This is a genomic window from Staphylococcus sp. GDH8C109P (assembly GCF_017893405.1).
Taxonomy (GTDB): domain Bacteria; phylum Bacillota; class Bacilli; order Staphylococcales; family Staphylococcaceae; genus Staphylococcus; species Staphylococcus cohnii.
In genome coordinates, this window is the sequence record NZ_JAESMX010000009.1 from 476343 (window position 1) to 497384 (window position 21042).

16 protein-coding genes are annotated in these 21042 nt (G+C 31.7%); 3 read left to right on the forward strand and 13 right to left on the reverse strand.

Features of this window, described 5'->3' with window-relative positions; genetic code table 11:
* Positions 1 to 130: 130 nt before the first annotated feature.
* The gene (gene argF / locus KA867_RS04125; RefSeq protein WP_181187390.1) at positions 131 to 1162 is read right to left on the reverse strand and encodes an ornithine carbamoyltransferase; all 1032 of its coding nucleotides are present in this window, start codon (positions 1160 to 1162) and stop codon (positions 131 to 133) included.
* Positions 1163 to 1745: 583 nt separating this feature from the next.
* Positions 1746 to 3002 (reverse strand): MFS transporter, encoded by a 1257-nt coding sequence (locus KA867_RS04130; RefSeq protein WP_210137090.1) that lies wholly within the window; start codon positions 3000 to 3002, stop codon positions 1746 to 1748.
* A gap of 360 nt (positions 3003 to 3362) precedes the next feature.
* Here KA867_RS04130 and KA867_RS04135 point away from each other — a divergent pair, with 360 nt between their 5' ends.
* Together KA867_RS04135 and KA867_RS04140 are read left to right on the forward strand one after the other, a co-directional pair.
* Positions 3363 to 4952, forward strand: coding sequence for an L-lactate permease (locus KA867_RS04135; RefSeq protein WP_107505419.1), 1590 nt, complete (start codon positions 3363 to 3365; stop codon positions 4950 to 4952).
* 495 nt (positions 4953 to 5447) lie between these two features.
* A complete protein-coding gene (locus KA867_RS04140) occupies positions 5448 to 6107 on the forward strand; it encodes a hypothetical protein (protein WP_107504476.1) in 660 nt (219 codons plus the stop codon).
* A gap of 127 nt (positions 6108 to 6234) precedes the next feature.
* Here the strand turns inward: KA867_RS04140 and ssuE are convergent, their stop codons facing one another.
* Positions 6235 to 6774 (reverse strand): NADPH-dependent FMN reductase, encoded by a 540-nt coding sequence (gene ssuE, locus KA867_RS04145; protein ID WP_019469028.1) that lies wholly within the window; start codon positions 6772 to 6774, stop codon positions 6235 to 6237.
* A gap of 593 nt (positions 6775 to 7367) precedes the next feature.
* Between ssuE and KA867_RS04150 the strand changes: the two genes are divergently transcribed.
* Positions 7368 to 8600: an ArgE/DapE family deacylase gene (locus KA867_RS04150; RefSeq protein ID WP_107386034.1), complete on the forward strand. Its 1233-nt coding sequence runs from the start codon at positions 7368 to 7370 to the stop codon at positions 8598 to 8600.
* 186 nt (positions 8601 to 8786) lie between these two features.
* Here KA867_RS04150 and argB read toward each other — a convergent pair whose 3' ends face one another.
* The 10 genes from argB to KA867_RS04200 all read right to left on the reverse strand — a co-directional run bounded on the left by argB (position 8787) and on the right by KA867_RS04200 (position 21040).
* A complete protein-coding gene (gene argB / locus KA867_RS04155; RefSeq protein ID WP_107384554.1) occupies positions 8787 to 9548 on the reverse strand; it encodes an acetylglutamate kinase in 762 nt (253 codons plus the stop codon).
* Positions 9549 to 9560: 12 nt separating this feature from the next.
* On the reverse strand, positions 9561 to 10799 hold the full coding sequence (gene argJ, locus KA867_RS04160; protein ID WP_210137091.1) for a bifunctional glutamate N-acetyltransferase/amino-acid acetyltransferase ArgJ: 1239 nt from the start codon (positions 10797 to 10799) through the stop codon (positions 9561 to 9563).
* A 23-nt stretch (positions 10800 to 10822) separates the two neighbouring features.
* The gene (gene argC, locus KA867_RS04165) at positions 10823 to 11854 is read right to left on the reverse strand and encodes an N-acetyl-gamma-glutamyl-phosphate reductase (protein WP_107384556.1); all 1032 of its coding nucleotides are present in this window, start codon (positions 11852 to 11854) and stop codon (positions 10823 to 10825) included.
* Positions 11855 to 11899: 45 nt separating this feature from the next.
* Positions 11900 to 13087: an ornithine--oxo-acid transaminase gene (gene rocD / locus KA867_RS04170; protein ID WP_107384557.1), complete on the reverse strand. Its 1188-nt coding sequence runs from the start codon at positions 13085 to 13087 to the stop codon at positions 11900 to 11902.
* Between the two features lie 375 nt (positions 13088 to 13462).
* Entirely contained in the window at positions 13463 to 14800 is a 1338-nt protein-coding gene (locus tag KA867_RS04175; RefSeq protein ID WP_119517842.1) for a gluconate:H+ symporter, read from the reverse strand.
* Between the two features lie 202 nt (positions 14801 to 15002).
* Positions 15003 to 15668, reverse strand: coding sequence for an ABC transporter ATP-binding protein (locus KA867_RS04180; RefSeq protein WP_107504469.1), 666 nt, complete (start codon positions 15666 to 15668; stop codon positions 15003 to 15005).
* A gap of 10 nt (positions 15669 to 15678) precedes the next feature.
* Complete coding sequence (locus KA867_RS04185) at positions 15679 to 16602, reverse strand: ABC transporter permease (RefSeq protein ID WP_107384560.1); 924 nt, start codon at positions 16600 to 16602, stop codon at positions 15679 to 15681.
* Positions 16599 to 17765, reverse strand: a complete 1167-nt coding sequence (locus KA867_RS04190) for an ABC transporter permease (protein ID WP_210137092.1) — start codon at positions 17763 to 17765, stop codon at positions 16599 to 16601. Before KA867_RS04190 ends, KA867_RS04185 begins: the two co-directional genes overlap by 4 nt.
* Before the next feature lie 19 nt (positions 17766 to 17784).
* Positions 17785 to 19281, reverse strand: coding sequence for a DUF6583 family protein (locus tag KA867_RS04195; RefSeq protein ID WP_210137093.1), 1497 nt, complete (start codon positions 19279 to 19281; stop codon positions 17785 to 17787).
* Between the two features lie 346 nt (positions 19282 to 19627).
* The gene (locus tag KA867_RS04200; protein ID WP_210137094.1) at positions 19628 to 21040 is read right to left on the reverse strand and encodes an MFS transporter; all 1413 of its coding nucleotides are present in this window, start codon (positions 21038 to 21040) and stop codon (positions 19628 to 19630) included.
* Between the last annotated feature and the right edge of the window lie 2 nt (positions 21041 to 21042).

Here is a 21042-nt window from a genome sequence, read left to right on the forward strand (position 1 = left end):
AATCAATATAAATTACCATTATGAAAAACTTTTTCATAAAATAGATAACTATTTTTATTTTAAATACAAAAAACCTCACAAAGTCACTTTACTTTGTGAGGTTCTATATTTATTCAATTATGATATGACGCTAAAAAATATCTCCTAATGTTCCAGCCATAATTGCTTTGATTGAATGTAATCTATTTTCCGCTTGTTCAAATATAACAGCATGTTCACCTTTAAATACATCATCTGTTATCTCCATTTCAGTTAATCCATGGGTCTTATAAATTTGTTGTCCCACTTTTGTATGCACATCATGAAAAGCTGGCAAACAATGTAATACAATAACATCCGGATTCATTGTATTGACAAGCATAGCTTCATTAATTTGATATGGAAGTAATTTTTCAATACGCTGTGTTTGAACTGATTCATCTTCTCCCATTGAAAACCAAACATCTGTATATATTGCATCTGTTTTATAAACTGCTTGTTGAATATTATCAGTAATTAAAATATTACTATGAGATTGTGTTGCATAATTTTTAGCGAGTTGCTGAATATCTTGATCAGGCTGTAGCGATTGAGGGGCTGCAATATGAATATTCATACCTAATATTGCACCGGTAACTAATAAATCATGCGCCACATTATTTCTTGCATCACCGACATAAGTCAGTGTCTTACCTTGTAATGTACCTAGGTGTTCTTTTAATGTATAAAAGTCTGCAATCATTTGAGTAGGATGCCATTCGTTTGTTAAACCATTCCATACTGGAACTTTGGCATGTTGCGCTATACTTTCTACATCTTTTTGATAAAAACCTCTAAATTCAATACCATCATACATACTACCTAATACTTTTGCCGTATCCTCTGTTGATTCTTTGACACCTAAGTGAATTTCACCTTGACCAAAATAATCTGGAAATGCACCTAAATCATTAGCTGCTACGCTAAATGCTGAACGTGTTCTTGTAGATGGTTTTTCAAATAATAAAGCAATATTCTTACCTTTAAGATAAGGGTGTGGAATACCACGCTTTTTCTTTTCTTTTAATTCTCCGGTAAAGTCAATCAATGTTACTAGTTCATCTGCAGTAAAGTCACTCGTTTTCAAAAAGCTCTTACCTTTTAACAATGCTAGTTTTTTTAAATCTGTTGTGTACGCCCCAATTTCATCACTCCAATATTTTTATAAGATTTATATACATATTAAACTTAAATAGTGTTATTTTCAAGTATAAATATACCTTTTTTTGTATATTTTTAAATATTTTATAAAATCAACAACGTGTAAGCTACTTTGAAAACATATTTATATACAATCACGACCTTATTTGCAACGGTTAAGCAAGCAAAATTTCTGACAATAAACAACGTGGCAATCATTTAACTAAGTTGTGCTTTCTTACACTATATTTTAATGATATATAGTAAATTAATGATGTAATCGCTAGCTCATTGGAGGTGAATATATATGTTAGATTTACTATTTGCCACTATTAAGCAAATTGCTGCTCATTTTGTTTCTGGTGGTTTCCAAGAAAAATAATTCCCTTTATCCCACATCATCTCAAAATCATTGCATAATCATCCTTTAAAAATGAATAAAAATAGGCATACAATATCAAAATCCATCATTTTGAAACTGTATGCCCGTTTTTTATTATTTACTAATTTCAAATTCATACTATTAGGTATATCATGCACTAAACCAAGTACTTACTTTTTCATAGCTTCTATATAGATTATTTACGCTATGATGCAAAATTTTCAGTTTTCCTACGTTCTCTTTCTTCTGAGGTTTTTAAAAAACGTGTCATGATTGCACTAGCAACATATAATCCAAAAATTAAGTACATCATGCCTTTCACACCAATACTGTCATAAAACAATGCCACTAATCCTGGTCCTGCAAATACACAAAGTCCAGCTCCTAAATTTAAAATTGCCATTGCAGGCCCTTTATCTCCATCATGAACTAATGAAGGAACAAGCGCAGAAATAGGGACAAAGCCTGCTAAACACATTCCCCATAAAAATCCTACAGCACCGACAATAAAGACATTACCTGTAAATAATTCAGGGACAAAATACAACCCTAACGTAAATATCGCGCATCCCACACCACCAATATAGGAAATTGTATTTTTCCAGCCAATTTTATCACTCAACGCACCAAAAATTAGATTGAAAATAATATTAGCAATAAAAATTGTCCCCCAAATATTTAACCAAGTTGTAGTTGCAATACCTTTGGAAGCTAAATAAATCGGCAAGAATAATGGAAAAGCATACTGCGCTGCTTGGTTAATGACTCTAACAACACATGCCACTGCAACACGCGGTTCTCTTTTTAGTATCGTTATACCTGCAAGCACCTCACTAAAGTGTTCTTTAAAGCCGTGGCCTTTTTCTTCAATAATAAACTGATCTCTATTTACAAACACTGCTAAAAATGTTCCTATTAACACCCAAATGATCGCAGTCCATAATGTAAAGAAATGTCCAAATAACTGAATCGCAAATGAAGAATAAAATGATCCTAGAACACTAAGCCCTCCTGTAAACACAAACCAAAACCATCCTACTGCAGCGCCTAAACGTTTTTGCGGAGAGCGATAAGCAACCCAAACCAAAAAAGAATAAGCAAATAACGGATAGCCAAAACCTCTTATTGCATAAGAAGGAATCATGATATTGTAATTCATCGTTGGAATTGCCAAACCAACGAATATTGCATGACCTATGATATATAACCCAGTCCCTAACAGCATTACTTTTCTTGGACCAATAATTTCTACCAAGACACCTGATAACCAAGAACCAATGGCTATCGTCACACCATAGCACGTTGTCAAAATCGCTGTTTGTTGTACGGACAGACCATGATCATGTAAATAAGGACTAATCCATGCTAACTCCAGACCATCCCCCATCATAAATATTAATACACCAACATATCCCCAAAATAACGTTGGAGGCATGCCCATTTTAGTTAATTTATCACTCATATTACGCACCCCTTATAAATCAATCGTTAATATTAGAATTGATTTAAATATTTTCTTCCAATTTTTGTGACTATTGTTTTGTAAACGCTTTCAAATATTATCATTATATTATTATATTTTTTCTAATAACGCAAATTTATTTTCGTTTATTTTCGTTTTAAGACATAAATGAATAAAATCAATAAATATAGGCTGTTAAAGTTAAAGAAAGAATATTTGCATAACACTTAATTTTTTAAAATTAAAAATATATTTTTTATACATGATTGAAAATTTATTTGTAAACGTTTACAATGAAAGTTATTTAAACATCATATGACTAGATGATTATTAAATTTTTATGAGGGAGTTTTATATAAAATGATGTTATTAGTTGCTTTCAGTGCAGTAATCGTACCTTTTTTATTTCTCGTACTCTTACGTATGTCTGCTTTAAAAGGAATGATTATTAGCGCTATCGTTGTTACAATCTTAGGGATATTTGTGTGGGGGATGCAAGGTAATGTCGTTATTGCTTCAATACTTCAAGGTACACATAAAACATTAACGATACTTTACATTTTATTCGGGGCACTCGTTTTACTTAATACATTACGTCAGACAGGTGCCGTAAACCGTATAAATGCAGGATTCAAAAAAATTTCACCAGATATGCGTGTCCAAGTAATTATTGTCGCTTTCTTATTTGGTTCACTTATTGAAGGTGCTTCAGGTTTTGGTACACCAGCAATGGTTACGGCACCTTTAATGGTTGCTTTAGGTTTTAGACCTATGATTGCTGTTGTTACAGCTTTAATTGCCGACAGTATTGCCGTGTCTTTCGGAGCTGTAGGTACACCAGTTATTGTTGGATTGAGTACTTTAAAAGAAGCAAATCAATCTTTTTTCCAGTCTACAGCTGAACAAATAACTGTATTAGATTTATTAAGTGGTATTTTCATACCTATTATCGTAATAGCTACAATGGTGATTTTCTTTGGAAAAAACAAGAAACTAAAATCTATTATTGAAATTTTACCGTGGCTAGCTTTAATAGGTATTGTATATGCCGTGTCTGCCTTTGTATATGCACATGTATTCGGTGCAGAATTTGTCGCTATATTAGGATCATTAACTGGACTTGTAGTAGCAGTCTTAACTGCAAGTAAGGGGTGGCTATTACCTAAAACAGTGTGGAGAGATGGCTTAGATGACACATACGAAGCAGATAGTACGGAACATTCTATGAGTTTACTAACTGCTTGGGCACCTTATGTAATGGTTGTTATCTTACTTCTATTAACGAGAACCGTGCCAAGTATTGAATACTTCACAACACATGTCCTTGATTTTTCTTGGAATAATATTTTGAATTTCTCTGAAATATCATCTGAATGGCAATTTCTTTATTCACCTGGGACGATTTTATTATTATCTGCAGTTTTCGCAATTATAGTTCAAAGAAAATCTATTAAGGATTTTGGTAATGCAAGTTTAACGTCTCTATCCACAATAAAAATCACTGGTATTACACTTATTGCTACGCTCGCTATGGTGCATGTTTTTATTAACTCTGGTATGAATGCACATGATTTAATTAGTATGCCAGAATACATCGCCAAAAATATGGCCAACACTTTAGGTCCTATTTGGCTATTTGTTGCACCATTCTTAGGTGCTTTAGGTTCATTTATTACAGGTAGTGCAACTGTTTCAACGTTGACCTTCTCGCCTATTCAATTAAATATCGCCAACTCTATTGGTGGAGATCCATTTATTGTATTAGCTGCACAAATCATTGGCGCAGCTGCTGGTAATATGATTTGTGTGCACAATGTAGTAGCAGTGTGTGCAGTGGTTAATATGCCAGGCAAAGAAGGTAGTGTCATAAGAAAAACATTAGGACCTGCACTTCTGTATTGTATTTTAGTTGGTATTAGTGCTTATATTATCTCATTATTATTCACTTAGTATAAGCAAGTCTGATATACAAACATCTTGAACTAACAAATCAGAGTGAAATATTGAAATCTAATTGATTTAAAACCATTTTGTCATCCTACTCTGACAAAAAAGGCTGAGACAAGTTGAATTGTCTCAGCCTTTTCTTTTTATGAAATTTTATCAATCGCTATATTACTATATACACATATCAAATACCATTTCTAGTTTAACTTTATTTAGTTTGCAGCTCTTAAAGTGTTAATAATAAGAAAATGTTTATAATCGTAGACAAATCCTATAACAAACATAAGCGAAATATGTACTGCATTATATATTTCTAAAAAATTAAGTTGTAGTAGATAGCGTTAAATGGCTTCTGAAAATAGGTTTTATTGTTACTTAAAGCGTATTATTTCATATAAAATTCTTATTATTATCATATTGATTATTATTTTGATAAAGTACAAGTAAATTATTTCTTATATTTATATGTTAAACATGAGGATTGGGTGGGGTTCGTTTATGAAAATTGAAAACATTAAATTATTCACTTCAGAGTTTGAAGAGACATTCCAATTTTATGAAGAAATTTTAGAATGTCCTGTTCGTATGATTAGTCGGGAAGCTTTTACAGTTGAAATTGGAGAGACTCATTTGTGTTTTCAACAAACAGACGATGATGTCCAACCATTTTACCACTTTGCAATTGACATTCCATACAACCATTTTTATGACATGAAACAGCATTATCAAAATATATTATTTTTATTGATGGAAGATGGTAAACATACGACTTATTTCGAATCTTTTGTTGCACATTCATTTTACTTTCAAGATCCATCTGGGAATGTCGTTGAACTCATTGCACGCATTTCTAATATTACGGATGACCCTGAATTTTCAAGAATTAGTGAGATTGGGTTCGTTTGTAATGAAACGACGGAAGTCTTTGAAGCATTATCAAAGTATCATTTAAATACATATGAAAATCAAACATTTGTACCAGATGATTTAAATTTTATCGGCGATCATTATGATGACAGTTTTATTTTACTGACGCCGGAAGATAATAAATGGCTATTCTCTGATCAATTTTCTGAAGCCCATCCCATGTGCATTCAAACAAATGAATTTAAGTTAACCTTAGATAACCAAGCTCAGTGGCATTTAAATGAACTATAAAAAATAATAAGCACACAATATCAATTTACAAGTTTTGATACTGTGTGCTTATTTTTTTATTACTGTTATATTATGGTTGATACTACGTTTATCGTAACTTTTGATATAATCCGTATTCCAAATACATTTATTCTTTAACTTGTGATTTGTCGCTGACAAATTTCTTTAAAGTTTTATTTAAGCCATCTTTCGCTTCTTGATCATAACCATAGCTACCATCTTCGTTTTGTGTGATATGCTTATCTAATATAAATCTACCTTTATGAATTGTATCTGCACCTAGTTCTTTGATCACTGGATCAAGACTGTATTGGATTGCCAATACATGCGCAAATGTGCCACCTAAAGCTAATGGTAGTACTGTTTTACCAGTAAATGCTCCACGTGGTAATAAGTCTAAATATGTTTTTACGATACCTGAGTAAGCTGCTTTAAATACTGGAGATACTATAATAATACCATCTGCATCTTCTATCGTTTTATGCGTAGTATTTATTGATTCATTAGAGAAATCTGCAGTAATTAAAGCCTCAGCATCTAATTGATGTACATGAATGACATTTGTTTCGATGCCCTCAGCATTCAAATATGATTCCGCATAATCTATAATACCTGTGAGTCTTGATTTAAGTTTATTGCCGCCAGCAATAATTGCTACTTTTGCCAATATGATTATCCCCTTTCTATATAAAATTTTCATATATATAACTGTCATTTTCATTCTTAACTATTTAAAAAATATATGAAAAAACAAAATAATTTGGAACCAAATTCCACTTCTTTAGCGTATCATCAAATACGGGTAAAATCATAGGAAATGATTTGAAATATTACAATAATTATTTTGCATTCCTTTCGGTTTATATTCAATAATACATTCATTAATGCCACAATAAATGTATACATTTAATTTATAACATTGATTATGCATTTCCATGGAAATACTGATGTTTTATTCAAAGCTATATGTTGAATTACCTAAATCCATTTATAAATTACCACTTCTACCATTGCTTCACAAATTGTTATGACATTTATCTTTCCAATTGATGTATTACTTATATTCCTAACACATACTTAATTTTCAATATCACACTTCGAAATGTGTAATCGTACAAGTACAGTTTATTTTGTTTTCATTATTAAAAATTTTACAATATAAATAATTTTGTTATATTCTTTTTTTAAAAATCGTTTCGCTTTAAAAATCATTTTTTCTAGATGTATACTTAATTTAGTCATACAAAGGAGTGATACACAATGAGTACATTTTCTAATAAAGAAAAAGTACAAATCCTATCAGATATTGTTGCAATTGAAACAGTAAATGATAACGAAATTGAAGTTTGTAATTATTTAGAGCAATTATTTTCGAATTATGGGATTGAATCAAAAATCCAAAAAATTGATGAACGACGTGCTAATCTTATTGCTGAAATAGGTGAAGGAAATCCAGTAATTGGTATCTCAGGTCACATGGACGTGGTTTCTGCGGGTAATAAATCTCAATGGACATACGATCCATTTTCACTTACTGAGGATGATGGATTTTTATATGGCCGTGGTGCAGCAGATATGAAATCTGGACTTGCTGCGTTAGCAATTGCACTTATTGATATTAAACAATCTCAAGCACTGCAACATGGTCGTATTAGATTTTTAGCAACTAGTGGTGAAGAAATGGAACAACTTGGTTCCCAAACTTTATATGAACATGGCTATATGGACGACGTTGATGCATTACTTATAGCAGAACCTTGCCAAGATATCATGGTATACGCACATAAAGGTTCTATGGACTATCGTATAACTTCCTATGGTAAATCAGCACACAGCTCTATGCCGGTAATGGGCATAAATGCGATAAAACCATTGATTTCATTTATACAAGATATCGATGACGCTTATGCTAGAATTTCCAAAGAAGTACAAGGAAAAGCGTTAGATTTCACAAAATTTATTGATAGAATTAAACCTTCATTGCCTGCAACAACAGCACTTGAAGATGTAGAATCTGCACTGCAAGGTTTAGTTATAAGTAATACTTTAATTAAAGGTGGGGTACAAGTTAACTCTGTCCCTGAAGAGGCTGATGCAGATTTTAATATTCGTACAATTCCAGAATATGATAACGCACAAGTAAAAGCATTATTCTCAAACACAATTAAAAGTCATAATGATAAAGGCGCAAATTTATCAAGCAACTTATATTTAGACCTAGATCCAGTACTTACTACTGGTGATAATAGCTTAATTAATACCGCTCAGACTATAGCTAAATCTCTATTTGATAAGGACTTTATTGCCTCTCCAATCGGTGGCGTTACAGATGCTTCAAACTTATTAAAAAATAAAGATGAAAGTTTCCCATTCTTAGTATTTGGCCCTGGTATTAAACCACATCAAATTGATGAATGTGTAGAAAAAGATATGTATTTAAAATTCATTGATTTTTACAGTGAACTTTTAACAACTTATTCTAAAAATCTTTAGTTTTGATTTAATTAAATAATCTTTAGCTATATAAAAAAGCTCAGAACATAGTAAATGTCTGGGCTTTTTTATATATAGGGCACGAGATGACAGATCTGTAAACTTACTTTTAAAACTTCATCCTTGTCTGAGTGGGACAAAAGCTTCACTTTTAAAAAATTGTGTATATACCACTCATGGTAAATATTATTTACGGATTGTAGTGCCTACATTATGGCCATGTTGCAGTTTTTGAATAATATGTGCTTCATTCCCTGCAGCAATAACCACTTTTTGGCATCCCATTTCTATTGCTTTTACAGCGTCTTGTACTTTAGGTATCATTCCACCATATATTAATTTTTGTTCAATATATGTTTCGATGTTTTTCGCATTCAGTGACGGTTGTACTTTTTCGTTGATTAAAACGCCCGGAATATCGCTCAATAAATAAATTGGTGCCTGTAAAGCTTGCGCAAGTTTGTATGCCAATGTATCGGCGTTAACATTATATACTTGAGACGTCGTCTGATTAGCACCTATAGATGCGATGACTGGTAGAAAAGATTGAGTTAAAGTTGCGATAACACTTGTATCTATATGAATAGGTTCGCCAACAAAACCATATTTTAGATCTAACGGTTTAATATCAAATAATTGAGCATCTATGCCATTCATACCAATACTTTGAACACCAAATTGATTGATTTTATTGACTAAACTAGGATTCACTTGTCCAATTAATGTTTGAGTCGTAACAGAAAGCACATCGTCAGTAGTAACTCTCAAACCATTTTTAAATTTTGATTCTACTTTTTGTAATTCCAAAGATTGATTTATAAAAGGGCCTCCTCCATGGACGATTATTGGATTATAACCTTGATTTTTTAATGCAACAATATCTTCAATTGTAGAATCATGCATATCCGTCAAAGTGCTTCCACCTATTTTAATTACAATGTAATCCATATCAAACACCTCTTAAGTTCTATACGACGCATTTATGCGCACGTATTCATATGATAAGTCACAACCATAAGCGGTAGATTCTCCTTCTCCATCACCTACAGTAGCCTCTATAACGATGTTATCTGCTTCCAATTGTTGTTTTAAATAAGCTTCATCAAATGCCACCGACATGCCTTGTTTAACCACAGAAACTTGGCATAATTTCACATTGGTTGCATTAGGGTCTATATATTTTGATGCGTAGCCCATCGCTGTTACAATTCTTCCAAAATTTGCATCTTCACCATGAATTGCTGTTTTAACTAAGTTAGATGAAACAATGCTTTTCGCCATTTTTCTAGCCTCATGAATATCTATTGCACCTTTAACCTTAGCTGTCACCAATTTTGTAGCGCCTTCACCATCTTTTGCAATCGACTGAGCCAAATAACGTGCAACATAATTGATAGCATAAACAAATTTTTGCCACTCAGGATGATTTTCATCTAACGAATGATGATTAGCTTGACCATTTGCCATACATAAGACCATGTCATTCGTACTAGAATCACCATCAACGGTTATCATATTAAAAGAGTGATCTGTAGTTTGACTTAAACATTGATTCAATGCCTTACTATCAACTTTTGCATCTGTCGTTATAAAACCTAGCATAGTCGCCATGTTAGGATGTATCATTCCAGATCCTTTTGCAGTGCCACCAATTGTCACTGTTTGATTATCTATGTCTACTTTTACAGACAAATGTTTCGTGGTCGTATCTGTCGTTAAAATCGATTGATTAAAATATTCACTCTGATTAAACGAATCTTGTAAAACATGATCGACGCCATGTTTTATTTTATCCATAGGTAAAAACGAACCAATAACCCCTGTCGAAGCAATACCAACATGATGTGGTTCTATGTTTAATCGTTCAGCTACCCAACTTTGCGTATCTTTCGCATCTTGTATACCTCTATCTCCAGTGCATGAATTCGCATTTGCTGAATTAACTACAACTGCCTGCAATGTTTGATTGATGCTGATACTATCTTCAGTTACTTTAAGAGGTGCCGCTTTGAAACGATTAAGGGTATATACACCTGCTGCAGTTGCTGCTGTCGTAGAATAAATCCAACCAAAATCTTTTTTCTTTCTTCTTAAACCAGCATGAAAACCACCAGCTATAAAGCCCAATGGTGATCCTACGTCACCATTAATATCTACAGTAATTTGATTGAGTGTATCTATTGTTTCAATATCTTTCATCTCATCTCTCCTTTCGCATTTTGTTAAGGATAAATTGGTAACTGATTCAAACCAGTTGCCTCATCTAAACCATAAAGTAGATTTAAATTTTGGATTGCTTGACCACTAGCGCCTTTAACTAAATTATCTATCACTGAAACGATGACAGCTCTTTGATTTTTTTCATCTACATATAGACCTATATCGCAAAAATTACTACCATACACTTCTTTTGTTTTAGGGTATTCTCCTAAGTCTCTAATTCTTATAAATGGTTTATGCTCATAATCATTTTTATAAATAGCATGTAAATGCTCAGCTGTCGTATATTCGTTTAACTTCACATAAATTGTAGATAAAATACCTCTTGTCATCGGTACTAAATGCGGCGTAAACATCACATTACACTTTGTTCCTGCAATTTTAGATATATACTGTTCTATCTCTGGTTTATGTTTGTGGTTTCCAATTGCATAAGCACTAAAATTTTCATTCATTTCAGCGTAATGCACATGTTGTGCTAATGAACGGCCTGCCCCTGAAACACCCGTTTTTGAATCAATAATAATTGATTGAATATCGATTACATTTTGAGCAATCAGAGGATGTAAAGCTAATAAAATAGAAGTAGGAAAGCAACCAGGATTCGCTATCAAATTTGTGCGTTGTGAATCTATTTCACTCCACTCTGCAATGCTATATAGCGACTTATCTAAAAGTGCTTGTTCTGCAGCTGCTTCACCATAAAATGTTTGATATAGATTTCTATCCGTCAGCCTAAAATCCCCTGACAAATCAATCACTTTAACACCTTTATTAATTAAATTTGGTGCCAAATGTTTGCTGACATTGGAAGGTGTTGCAAAAAATATGACATCACAAGACGTCGCTTGTTCATTTAATTCAGTATAATTAAGTGCGATATGGTTTAAATGTGGAAATGTTTTACTAATTGGTTCATCAATCTTAGAATGTGAAAATACATATTTAATTATGACGTTAGGATGATGTTGTAATAAACGTATAAGTTCTACCGCACCATAACCGCTTCCGCCTACTATTCCAACTGTTATCATCTGTTTCATACCTTTCTGAATATTCGGAATTTTTAATGTGCTATTTTATTTTTTTTCAAGCACTTCTTTAATCACTTCAGCAATTTGGTTAATCTCATCTTCATTAATAACTAACGGTGGTGCAATTCTAATTACATTGCCTTGTGTTTCTTTACACAACACACCTTTTTCTATCATTTCCAAGCAATAGGGCTGCGCTTGTTCTGTTAATTCAATACCGATAAATAATCCTCTCCCTCTGACATCATCAATGATTGGACTATCAATAAGTTGTAAATGGTTCAGCAATGTTTGGCCTAATTCAGCGGAACGTTCAATTAAGTTTTCGTCTAGCAAAACATCGATAGCTGCCATCGATACTGCGCATGCAAGTGGATTACCGCCAAATGTAGAACCATGTGTGCCGGGTGTTAAGACATTCATGATTGTTTCATTTGCTAAGATAGCTGAAATAGGGTAAAGTCCGCCGCCCAATGATTTACCGAGTAAATAAATATCGGGCTCTACACCTTCCCATTCCATAGCAAACATCTTGCCTGTCCTACCTAGTCCAACCTGTATTTCATCGGCAATGAATAAAATATTATGTTGATTACATAAATTACGCACTTCTTGAATAAAATAGTTTGGAGGAATATTCACGCCGCCTTCACCTTGAATCGGTTCTAATATAATGGCCGATGTATTATCATTAATCAATACTTTCAAATGTTCAATATCTCCAAATTCTATATAATTAATATTATCTAGCAATGGGCCAAACCCTTCTTTGTAATTATCTTGGGCAGATAAAGATAAAGACCCTAATGTACGACCATGAAAGTTACCTTTCATAGCAATGATTTCACTTTCATTTTCTTTAATACCTTTGACATCTGAGCCCCATTTTCGTGCAATTTTAATTGCTGTTTCCACAGCTTCAGTCCCAGTATTCATAGGTAGTACTTTGTCTTTGTTTGCTAACTTGCAAATTTTTTCTTCCCATTGCCCTAAGTTATCACTATATAAGGCACGTGATACCATAGTTATTTGCTCGCTTTGTGCTTGAAATGCTTCTATAATTTTCGGATGACAATGTCCTTGATTCACTACTGAAAATCCTGCTATACAATCAATATATCGCTTACCTTCAACATCCCATACTTGCGCACCTTTACCTTTGGCTAATGCTAATTTCAAAGGACTATAATTATTTGAACTATATTGATCTGTTAATTCGAATAACTCATTCATTAAATACACCAACCTTATTATTATTCTAATATTTGTATTAATATTCATGAATATTACACTTTTAAATATAATAAGTCAAAGGTTTATTTAAATAATTTTTTATAAAAATATATTTAAAGGCTTTAAAACAAGCAAAAAAGCATCTATCAAAATTATAAAATTTCAATAGATGCACATAAATCATTGTATACAATTTGCATATCATCATTTGATGTTTAAGATAATATTCGTACCTATCATTCAAATTATACATTCAGTCGTTTTAACAATTGCGGTAAAGGATATATTTAAGTGAAATGCCACATTAAATAACTAACAAAGGGGTATAGAGCGGAAAAAATCACCATTTTTTATTCCGCTCATACTATTGTTACTTTACATAAACAAATCCATGATTAATACAATGACCAAACCAACAATAGAAGATGTAAATAATAAAAGCCCCCAAGTTTTAAATGTATCTTTAATCGTTATATTAAAATATTCTTTAAATAACCAAAATGATGCATCATTCACATGCGTAATCGTGTTACTACCAGCAGCAGTTGCTAAAACCATCAATACTGGATTAACATTAAATGTAGGAATTAATGGCCCTACAATTCCAGCTGCAGTTATTGCCGACACCACGCCTTGTCCTGTAGCAATACGAATAAGTGCTGTAATTAACCACGCCATGATAAGTGGTGAAATATTTGTATTTTGCATTATTCCCGCAATATAATCACCTACATTTGCTTTTAAAATGATTTCTTTAAATGCACCACCAGCACCAACAATAAATATAATCGTTGCTACACCTTTCAACCCACTTTCAAAAGATTTCATCAATTCATCCATCTTTTTACCTTTTCTTAATCCAAAGACAACAATTGATGTAAGAATTGCGATTATAAGACTAATTTCTGCACTCCCAAAAAATGATACAATTTCATGCCATAAAGTGTCTTTAGTTATAAACATACTTAATATTGTTGAAAGTGAAATTAAAATAGCAGGAATTAATGGTATTAATAAACTCATTCCAAAACTAGGCATTTCACTTTCACTAAATTCTTTATTTTTCTGTAATAATGGTGGCACAGGATAATTTAAATTTTTCATCATTTTTGGCAAAAGAATACCTGCAATTATCACGCCAGGAATAAAGACAATCATTCCTAAAATGTATACCATTCCCATATCAGCATGATAAGCATCTACCAATGCAGTTGGACCTGCTTGAGGTGGAAATAAACTATGAGAAAGTGTCGTTGCGGCAACCATAGTAATAGCTAATTTCATAAATGGTATTTTAGCTTCAACCGCAATACTGATCACTAAAGGGGCTAAAATCATAAAGGCTACTTCATAAAATACAGAAATACCAAAGACAGCGCCAATAATAATCAATGCCCAATGTACATGCTTTGCACCAAATTTATTAATTAACGTAGTAGCTATTCGCTGAGCCGCGCCTGAGTCGACCATTAACTTACCTAAAATTGCACCAAATCCAATAATAAGCGCGAGACTACCTAACGTTGAACCTAATCCTTCTTTAATTGTATCTAATATTACCATCGGCTTCATACCGTTCAATAAGCCAACAGCAATAGCTGCAAAAATCAAAGAAAAAATACTGTTAACCTTTAATTTAATATTTAAGAATAATAATAACGCTACGCCAATAATAAGTGATATTATCGGTAAATGCTCACTCACAAATGACAATTTAAATCCCCCAGTCAAACCAATTTTATGAAAACGTATTCATAAACATATATTATACACCTTTTATTTTAAAATAACAACGTTGTTATTTTGAGGGTTTAAGCTTCATAAAAATTAAGAAGCACTTGCAAAGCAAATAGTTGAAATTTACCTTGCGCGTGCTTTTTTAGGAGTGAAGGGTCAAATTATCTTGAAACTAAAGTTAATTCTGATAACTTTCAAATTGCCATTGTTTATCTGATAATACTTTTTTATAAAAAGGATCGACACCTATGACTTTAATACAATCAGCCAGTGCCTCTACCTCATCTAAATGATGTGTTGTTAATATAATCAAACAATTTCGTTTCATTTGATTGAGTAAATTATGAATATCAAACCTTGATTTCAAATCTATACCTACCGTAGGTTCGTCTAATATGAGAACTTGTGGGTTGTTCAATAAACCAATTAATACATTAACTTTACGTTTCGTTCCTCCAGATAGACGAGAAACAGTAATGTCCAAATCATCGATATTTAATTGTTCCATATATTTTGTAATTAGCGCGTCCGATATTGCGTTTTTACATAAAGCTTTAAAACAATTGATGTTTTCTGCGACAGTCATATGCTCAAATAACGCAATATCTTGTGGTACATATCCAATCATTGCTTGTAATTGTTTTTTAGATAACTTTTTCCCAAAGTACGTAATTTCACCTTGATCGGGTTTTTCTAACCCCGAAAGCATTCTTAATAATGTCGATTTGCCAGCACCATTTTCACCTAATAGCACAGTTAATTGTTGATTTTCTAACTTCATATTTAGAGATTGAAAAATTGTTTTATTATGATATTTCTTCTGCACATGTTTTAAGGCTATCATCCCATCACTCCTAAATTTGTATAAAGACATAAATCACACTCATGACAAGCGCATATATAAACGTCATAAATAACCTATGACTCAGTGTGTTAATTTTAAATAATAGATACGCAACACCTGCTTCAAATAATACAATGATGAAAAGTGATTTTAAATAAAATATCCATGATAGTGACTGATGAAACAATAATGCGCTTATAATTAATATCATTAGCAACAAAATTGCATGTATAAGTATGTATGTAACATACAATCTTAACTGACTAAATTGTACTAAAAAAATTCTAATCAACGGACCGTTCTGTTTTAATCTTTGGTGCAAAATAATTTGCACACTACTGATACACAACAATATCGCAAAAATAACACTCAATGATATAGAAGTTTCTGAATGTGACTTCACAAAATAATGTGCAATTTGCGATTGAGGTGTCTTGTCATCCAATATTTTATTCACTCTAGTCAAGGATGTACGATCACCATTATCATCTAGATGACTTTTAACGATGTTAGGTATCTGTTGTTCATATAATGACATACTTATAATTTCTAAAGTAATATCACCAATAAAATCATCTCTTCCATACAATAAAATGGTTTCTTTCAAACGATTGTCATGTAACTGTTGACTGTAATTTTTCGGTATTTGTAAACTTACAATCGCTTCTTTTCTTACTATATATTCATCCAAATATGTTTCTTCTGTTGGCACTTCGATTTTAGTAATGTATTCGTTACTTGTGATGCTTTTGATTAAGCTTTTTGAAGCTGCTGATTGATCTAAATCTTGTACTGCCACAGGAATTTGAAATGATTTATTTAGCGTTTTATATACACCCCAGATAGCAATTAAAGAGAGTAATAAGATGCAAATAAAGGCTAAATGTTGTTTCCACTGTTTTTTAACAATTATGAAGAAATAGGGTTGGATCATGTGCGATACCTCCCAATCACTATCAGGACTAAGATAAAAATTGATATAAATAGACTACTATAAAAAGTTATTGGTACATCTAAAATATAATTATTCAATACAATTTCTAGCATTTGATTTGTTACAAAACTAAACGGTAAGTAATCAACCATACCCAAAATAGAATGTTTAAAATAAATTGTTGGTATCGTCATCCCCGATAATACACTAATCAATGTACTCAATATAATTTTTAGTGCATAGTTCATCCATTTAAAAGCAATTAAATCAATAATGGTTAACCAAATAATAATCATTAAGACATAGTAGCTAAGTTGAATTACAAGCGTTAACCAATTATAACTTTCAAATTGATTAGGTATAGATTTAATCAACCAAAGCGCACCGAAAAATGTCCATAATCCTGTATAAAATAGCGTGAATATACTTCTTATCAATGTTAATTTTTCAAAAGAAAAATGATGCATGCTTAACCTTGACCACAACGCCGTCGTTTGGTTCATTTTTAAAATGGTAAATAATGACAAAGCGAAAATATAAATAGACGCTAAATAAGTCGTGATTACATAATAACTTACACTGTCATATATATGTATAGGTTCATAATCAAATGCACCAGTACGGTTTAGTTCCGTAAACAATAAATCTGTTAATAACATCAATGTATGATCTTTATCATTATGTGATGACAATGTTGTATAACTTAGACCGCCACCCATCGATAGCATGAGTCTTTGATATACTGAATCTGTTAACTGATTAATAACTAGACTTTTTGTAGATTGTTTATCATATGTATGTACTGAAATGGGCAAACTTCCATTTTTATAAAAATCATGTGTCATACCTTTTTCAAAAACATAATAACCCTCTAAAGTTTTATTTTCTAACTTTTTTTCAGCTACTTTTTGATTATACTTTTTTATGCTAATATCCTTCCCCAAATTGGCACCGTCACCTAGTGATTTCAATATGATTTGCGTTTCTGGAGACTGATCTTTATCAACAACACCAATTCTAAATTTCTCATTATCTTGATTTAATTGTTGAATCACTATTAAAGTAGCAAATAACCCTACAACTATAATTAATAAGTATAGTTGTAAATACCATTTTTTTAATAAAAAAGAGTGGTAAATGCGAAACAATTGTAATGTTTTCATTTTACCACTCTCCTTTTAGTTATTTATTAAAATCTTTTGCTAAATCTTTAACGATATCTTCTGTTTTTTTAGAAATTTCCTTTTGTAATTTTTTCAAATCACTATCGGACAATTCATTTAAATCTTTAGCACCTGATTTTTCAAATTTAATATCGTCTTTAAGTTTTGTCTCACCTTTGATATTAAATGTTACTGGCTGATATTGAACGTCTGTAGTTAATTCGAAATCTTGTTTTTGCGTATTATTTTTCACGTCGGTTTCTAAATTATTATTATATTCAAATTCAGTTTTGCGATAATTTGCATCGACGCTCACTTTACCTTTATCTGTACGTTTGTCACCATCTTGAGTTTCATTGTTTGATAGTTTTATCGTAGATTTCTTGTAACTTTCATTAGCTCCAATAGTATAATTATCTTTATATTTATCATCGTCTTTTGTTGATTTACCTTTCAATGATAGCTCAGTATCATCTGCAGTAATTTTATAATTCATAGCTAATTTGTCATCATCAATTTGATTCGTTCCTGTTAATTTTACCTCTGAATCATTTTTATCTTTAGCAGTTAATTCACGTTTTAAAATCAGATTATCTTCTTCCCAAATCACAGATTTAATACTTGGAAAATCATTTTTATCTTGATCTTTCACTTCTTGTATAGCTTCATCAATTTTATCTTCATAATCTTCTGTTTTGAATTGATCTTCTGCAATTTTTTTAATATCTTTATCTTTCTTAGCTTTTTCCAAAACTGATTTCACGATTGCTTTTGTTTCGCCTTTGCTAAGTTTCAATGTTACTTTCTTAACATCTTTTTCATCACCATCTACATCAATCGTAGCATTTTCTTTTTCAAAATTATCTTTGTCTAATTTATCTATGACAACATCTGTATATTTACTACTTATTTTTTCTATATCTTTTTGTGAAATTTGAGACCCTGATAATAATGAGTTTAAGTTTAATGTATCATTTGTCAATACACTCTCTTTACCTGTTGTGCTTGATGTATCTCCAGTTATTTTTTCATAAACGTCTACAAGTTCGTCATTTTTAGCTTTGTAAATATCATTAAACAATGGTGATGCATAATATTGATTATCTTTGTCTGCTGCCCATTGAAACTTTCCAATTTCATTGTCAGCTATCGTTGGATTTAAAGCTAAAACTGATTTTTCTTTTTTAGGATCGTGTCCCACTGTCAATCCTATTTCAGAAGCATCCGCGACAGATTTAGGAATACCTGATGATTCTAATAAACTTTTTGGAACATCAGCATTTGCTTTTAAATCGATTAAATATGATTCATCTTTCATTTTATCTTGAAATTTAAATTCATTTTCAAATCGATCCTTAGCATATTCTTGAAATTGGTTAGCTGTTTCCTTTTCGCTCAATAAATATGTGTTTTTAGGTGTATTTTTGGTAATAAAGTAATAAGCGGCGCCCCCAATACCGGCAATTAAAAGCACACCAATTACAATTGAGATAATAATTTTTATTGTTTTAGACATACCCTTCAACCTCCCATTAACTTTGATTGTTTTAATAATACCACAAAAGGCTTAATAATAATTTATTTATTTGATTTTTCTTTTATTTTTTACTTGCACTTTAAATTAATTACTAAACATTTTTAATAAATATAATATATCATTACATCCAATCAATTGTGCACACAATACATATATAATTGATATTTTTACATCTTCTCTTAATTTGTAATATATTCATAACCAACGAATTACAATATGAGAATAAAATGAGCCTCAAAGATTACTTTCATCAGCAATCTTTGAGGCTCAATCTTAAGCTCTAAATTTTAAAATGTATAATTGAAAAACTGTGATTTCAGTCACTCTATGTTGTGCTATTTTTTTCATGTTTAACTTCTTTTTCCCACCATAACGCATCTTTTGGATTTTGAATCACCTCTTCGTAATCTTCCTGTGATTCTACATTAGGATATGATCCTCTTAAAGATTTATTAGATGTTGATTTGAACATTGTTACAAAGATAATTAGTCCAACTATATTTATAAACATTAAATAGTAGGAAGGTGCAATTTGTTGGCCGGTTGTTTCTACTAGTGTAGAAAGGATAAATGGTGTTAGACCACCAAAAATAGCAGCACCTATATTATATACAAGCGACAGTGTACGCAATCTAACTTTAGTATGGAACATACTTGGTAACACTGAAGGCATAACACCTTCAAATGTTGACATAAATAGTGCAATGATAAATAAACCTAAGACTACTAAAGGCAACATTGGGATACTCATTAACCAAAAAGCTAACACTGAGAATAAACTAAAGCCTACTAAACCAAATATAATCGTCCGTTTATTTCCAATTTTATCACTATACCATCCGAAGAAAAATACGGCTGGTATCATGAGTAACATGGTAATCGTACTTAATATTGAGCCCATCGTTCCACCTAAATTAATCGTCGTATTCAAGAACGAAGGCATATATGACAACACCATGTAATTAGCTACATTTAAGAAAGCTACACCAGTAAAACAAACAACAACATCTTTCCAGTAATATTTAAAGATATCTAAATATGAATATTCTAATTCTTTTTGTTCTTCTAGTGTAGACTCATAGGCTGGACTTTCGTCAAGACTTGAACGAAGTATAATACCTACAATACCTAATGGTGCTGCTATGATAAATGGAATTCTCCATCCCCATTCAGCCATCTGTTGGTCATTCAACAAACTATACATTGTACCAGCAAGTATTGCAGCTAATATATTCCCTGCAAGTGTTCCTACTTCAAGTCCGCTACCTAATTTACCTCTTGTTTTATCTGGAGATGTTTCAGCAATATAAGTCATTGCTCCTGCATATTCACCACCAGTAGAGAATGATTGAATCATTCGAACTACTAATAAGAGTATTGGTGCCCATATTCCAATTTGTTCTTGCGTTGGTAACAAACCTAGCATTAATGTAGAGGCAGCCATCAATAAAATGGTTGTAGATAAAACGATTTTTCTACCATATTTATCTCCCAAATGACTAAAAAATATTCCTCCAATTGGTCTTACAATAAATGCAAAAGCAAAGACGGCAAAGGTTGACACAATTTGCATTTCTTGTGGTAAATTACCAAAGAAATTCGCACTGATAACTACTGCCAATTGTGCATACAATCCAAAATCAAACCATTCGATTGCGTTACCTATCCCCGTTGCTACTACACCTTTTTTAGCTTGATTAGAATCTACATGATTCACTTTTTCTTTTTTAAACTTCACAA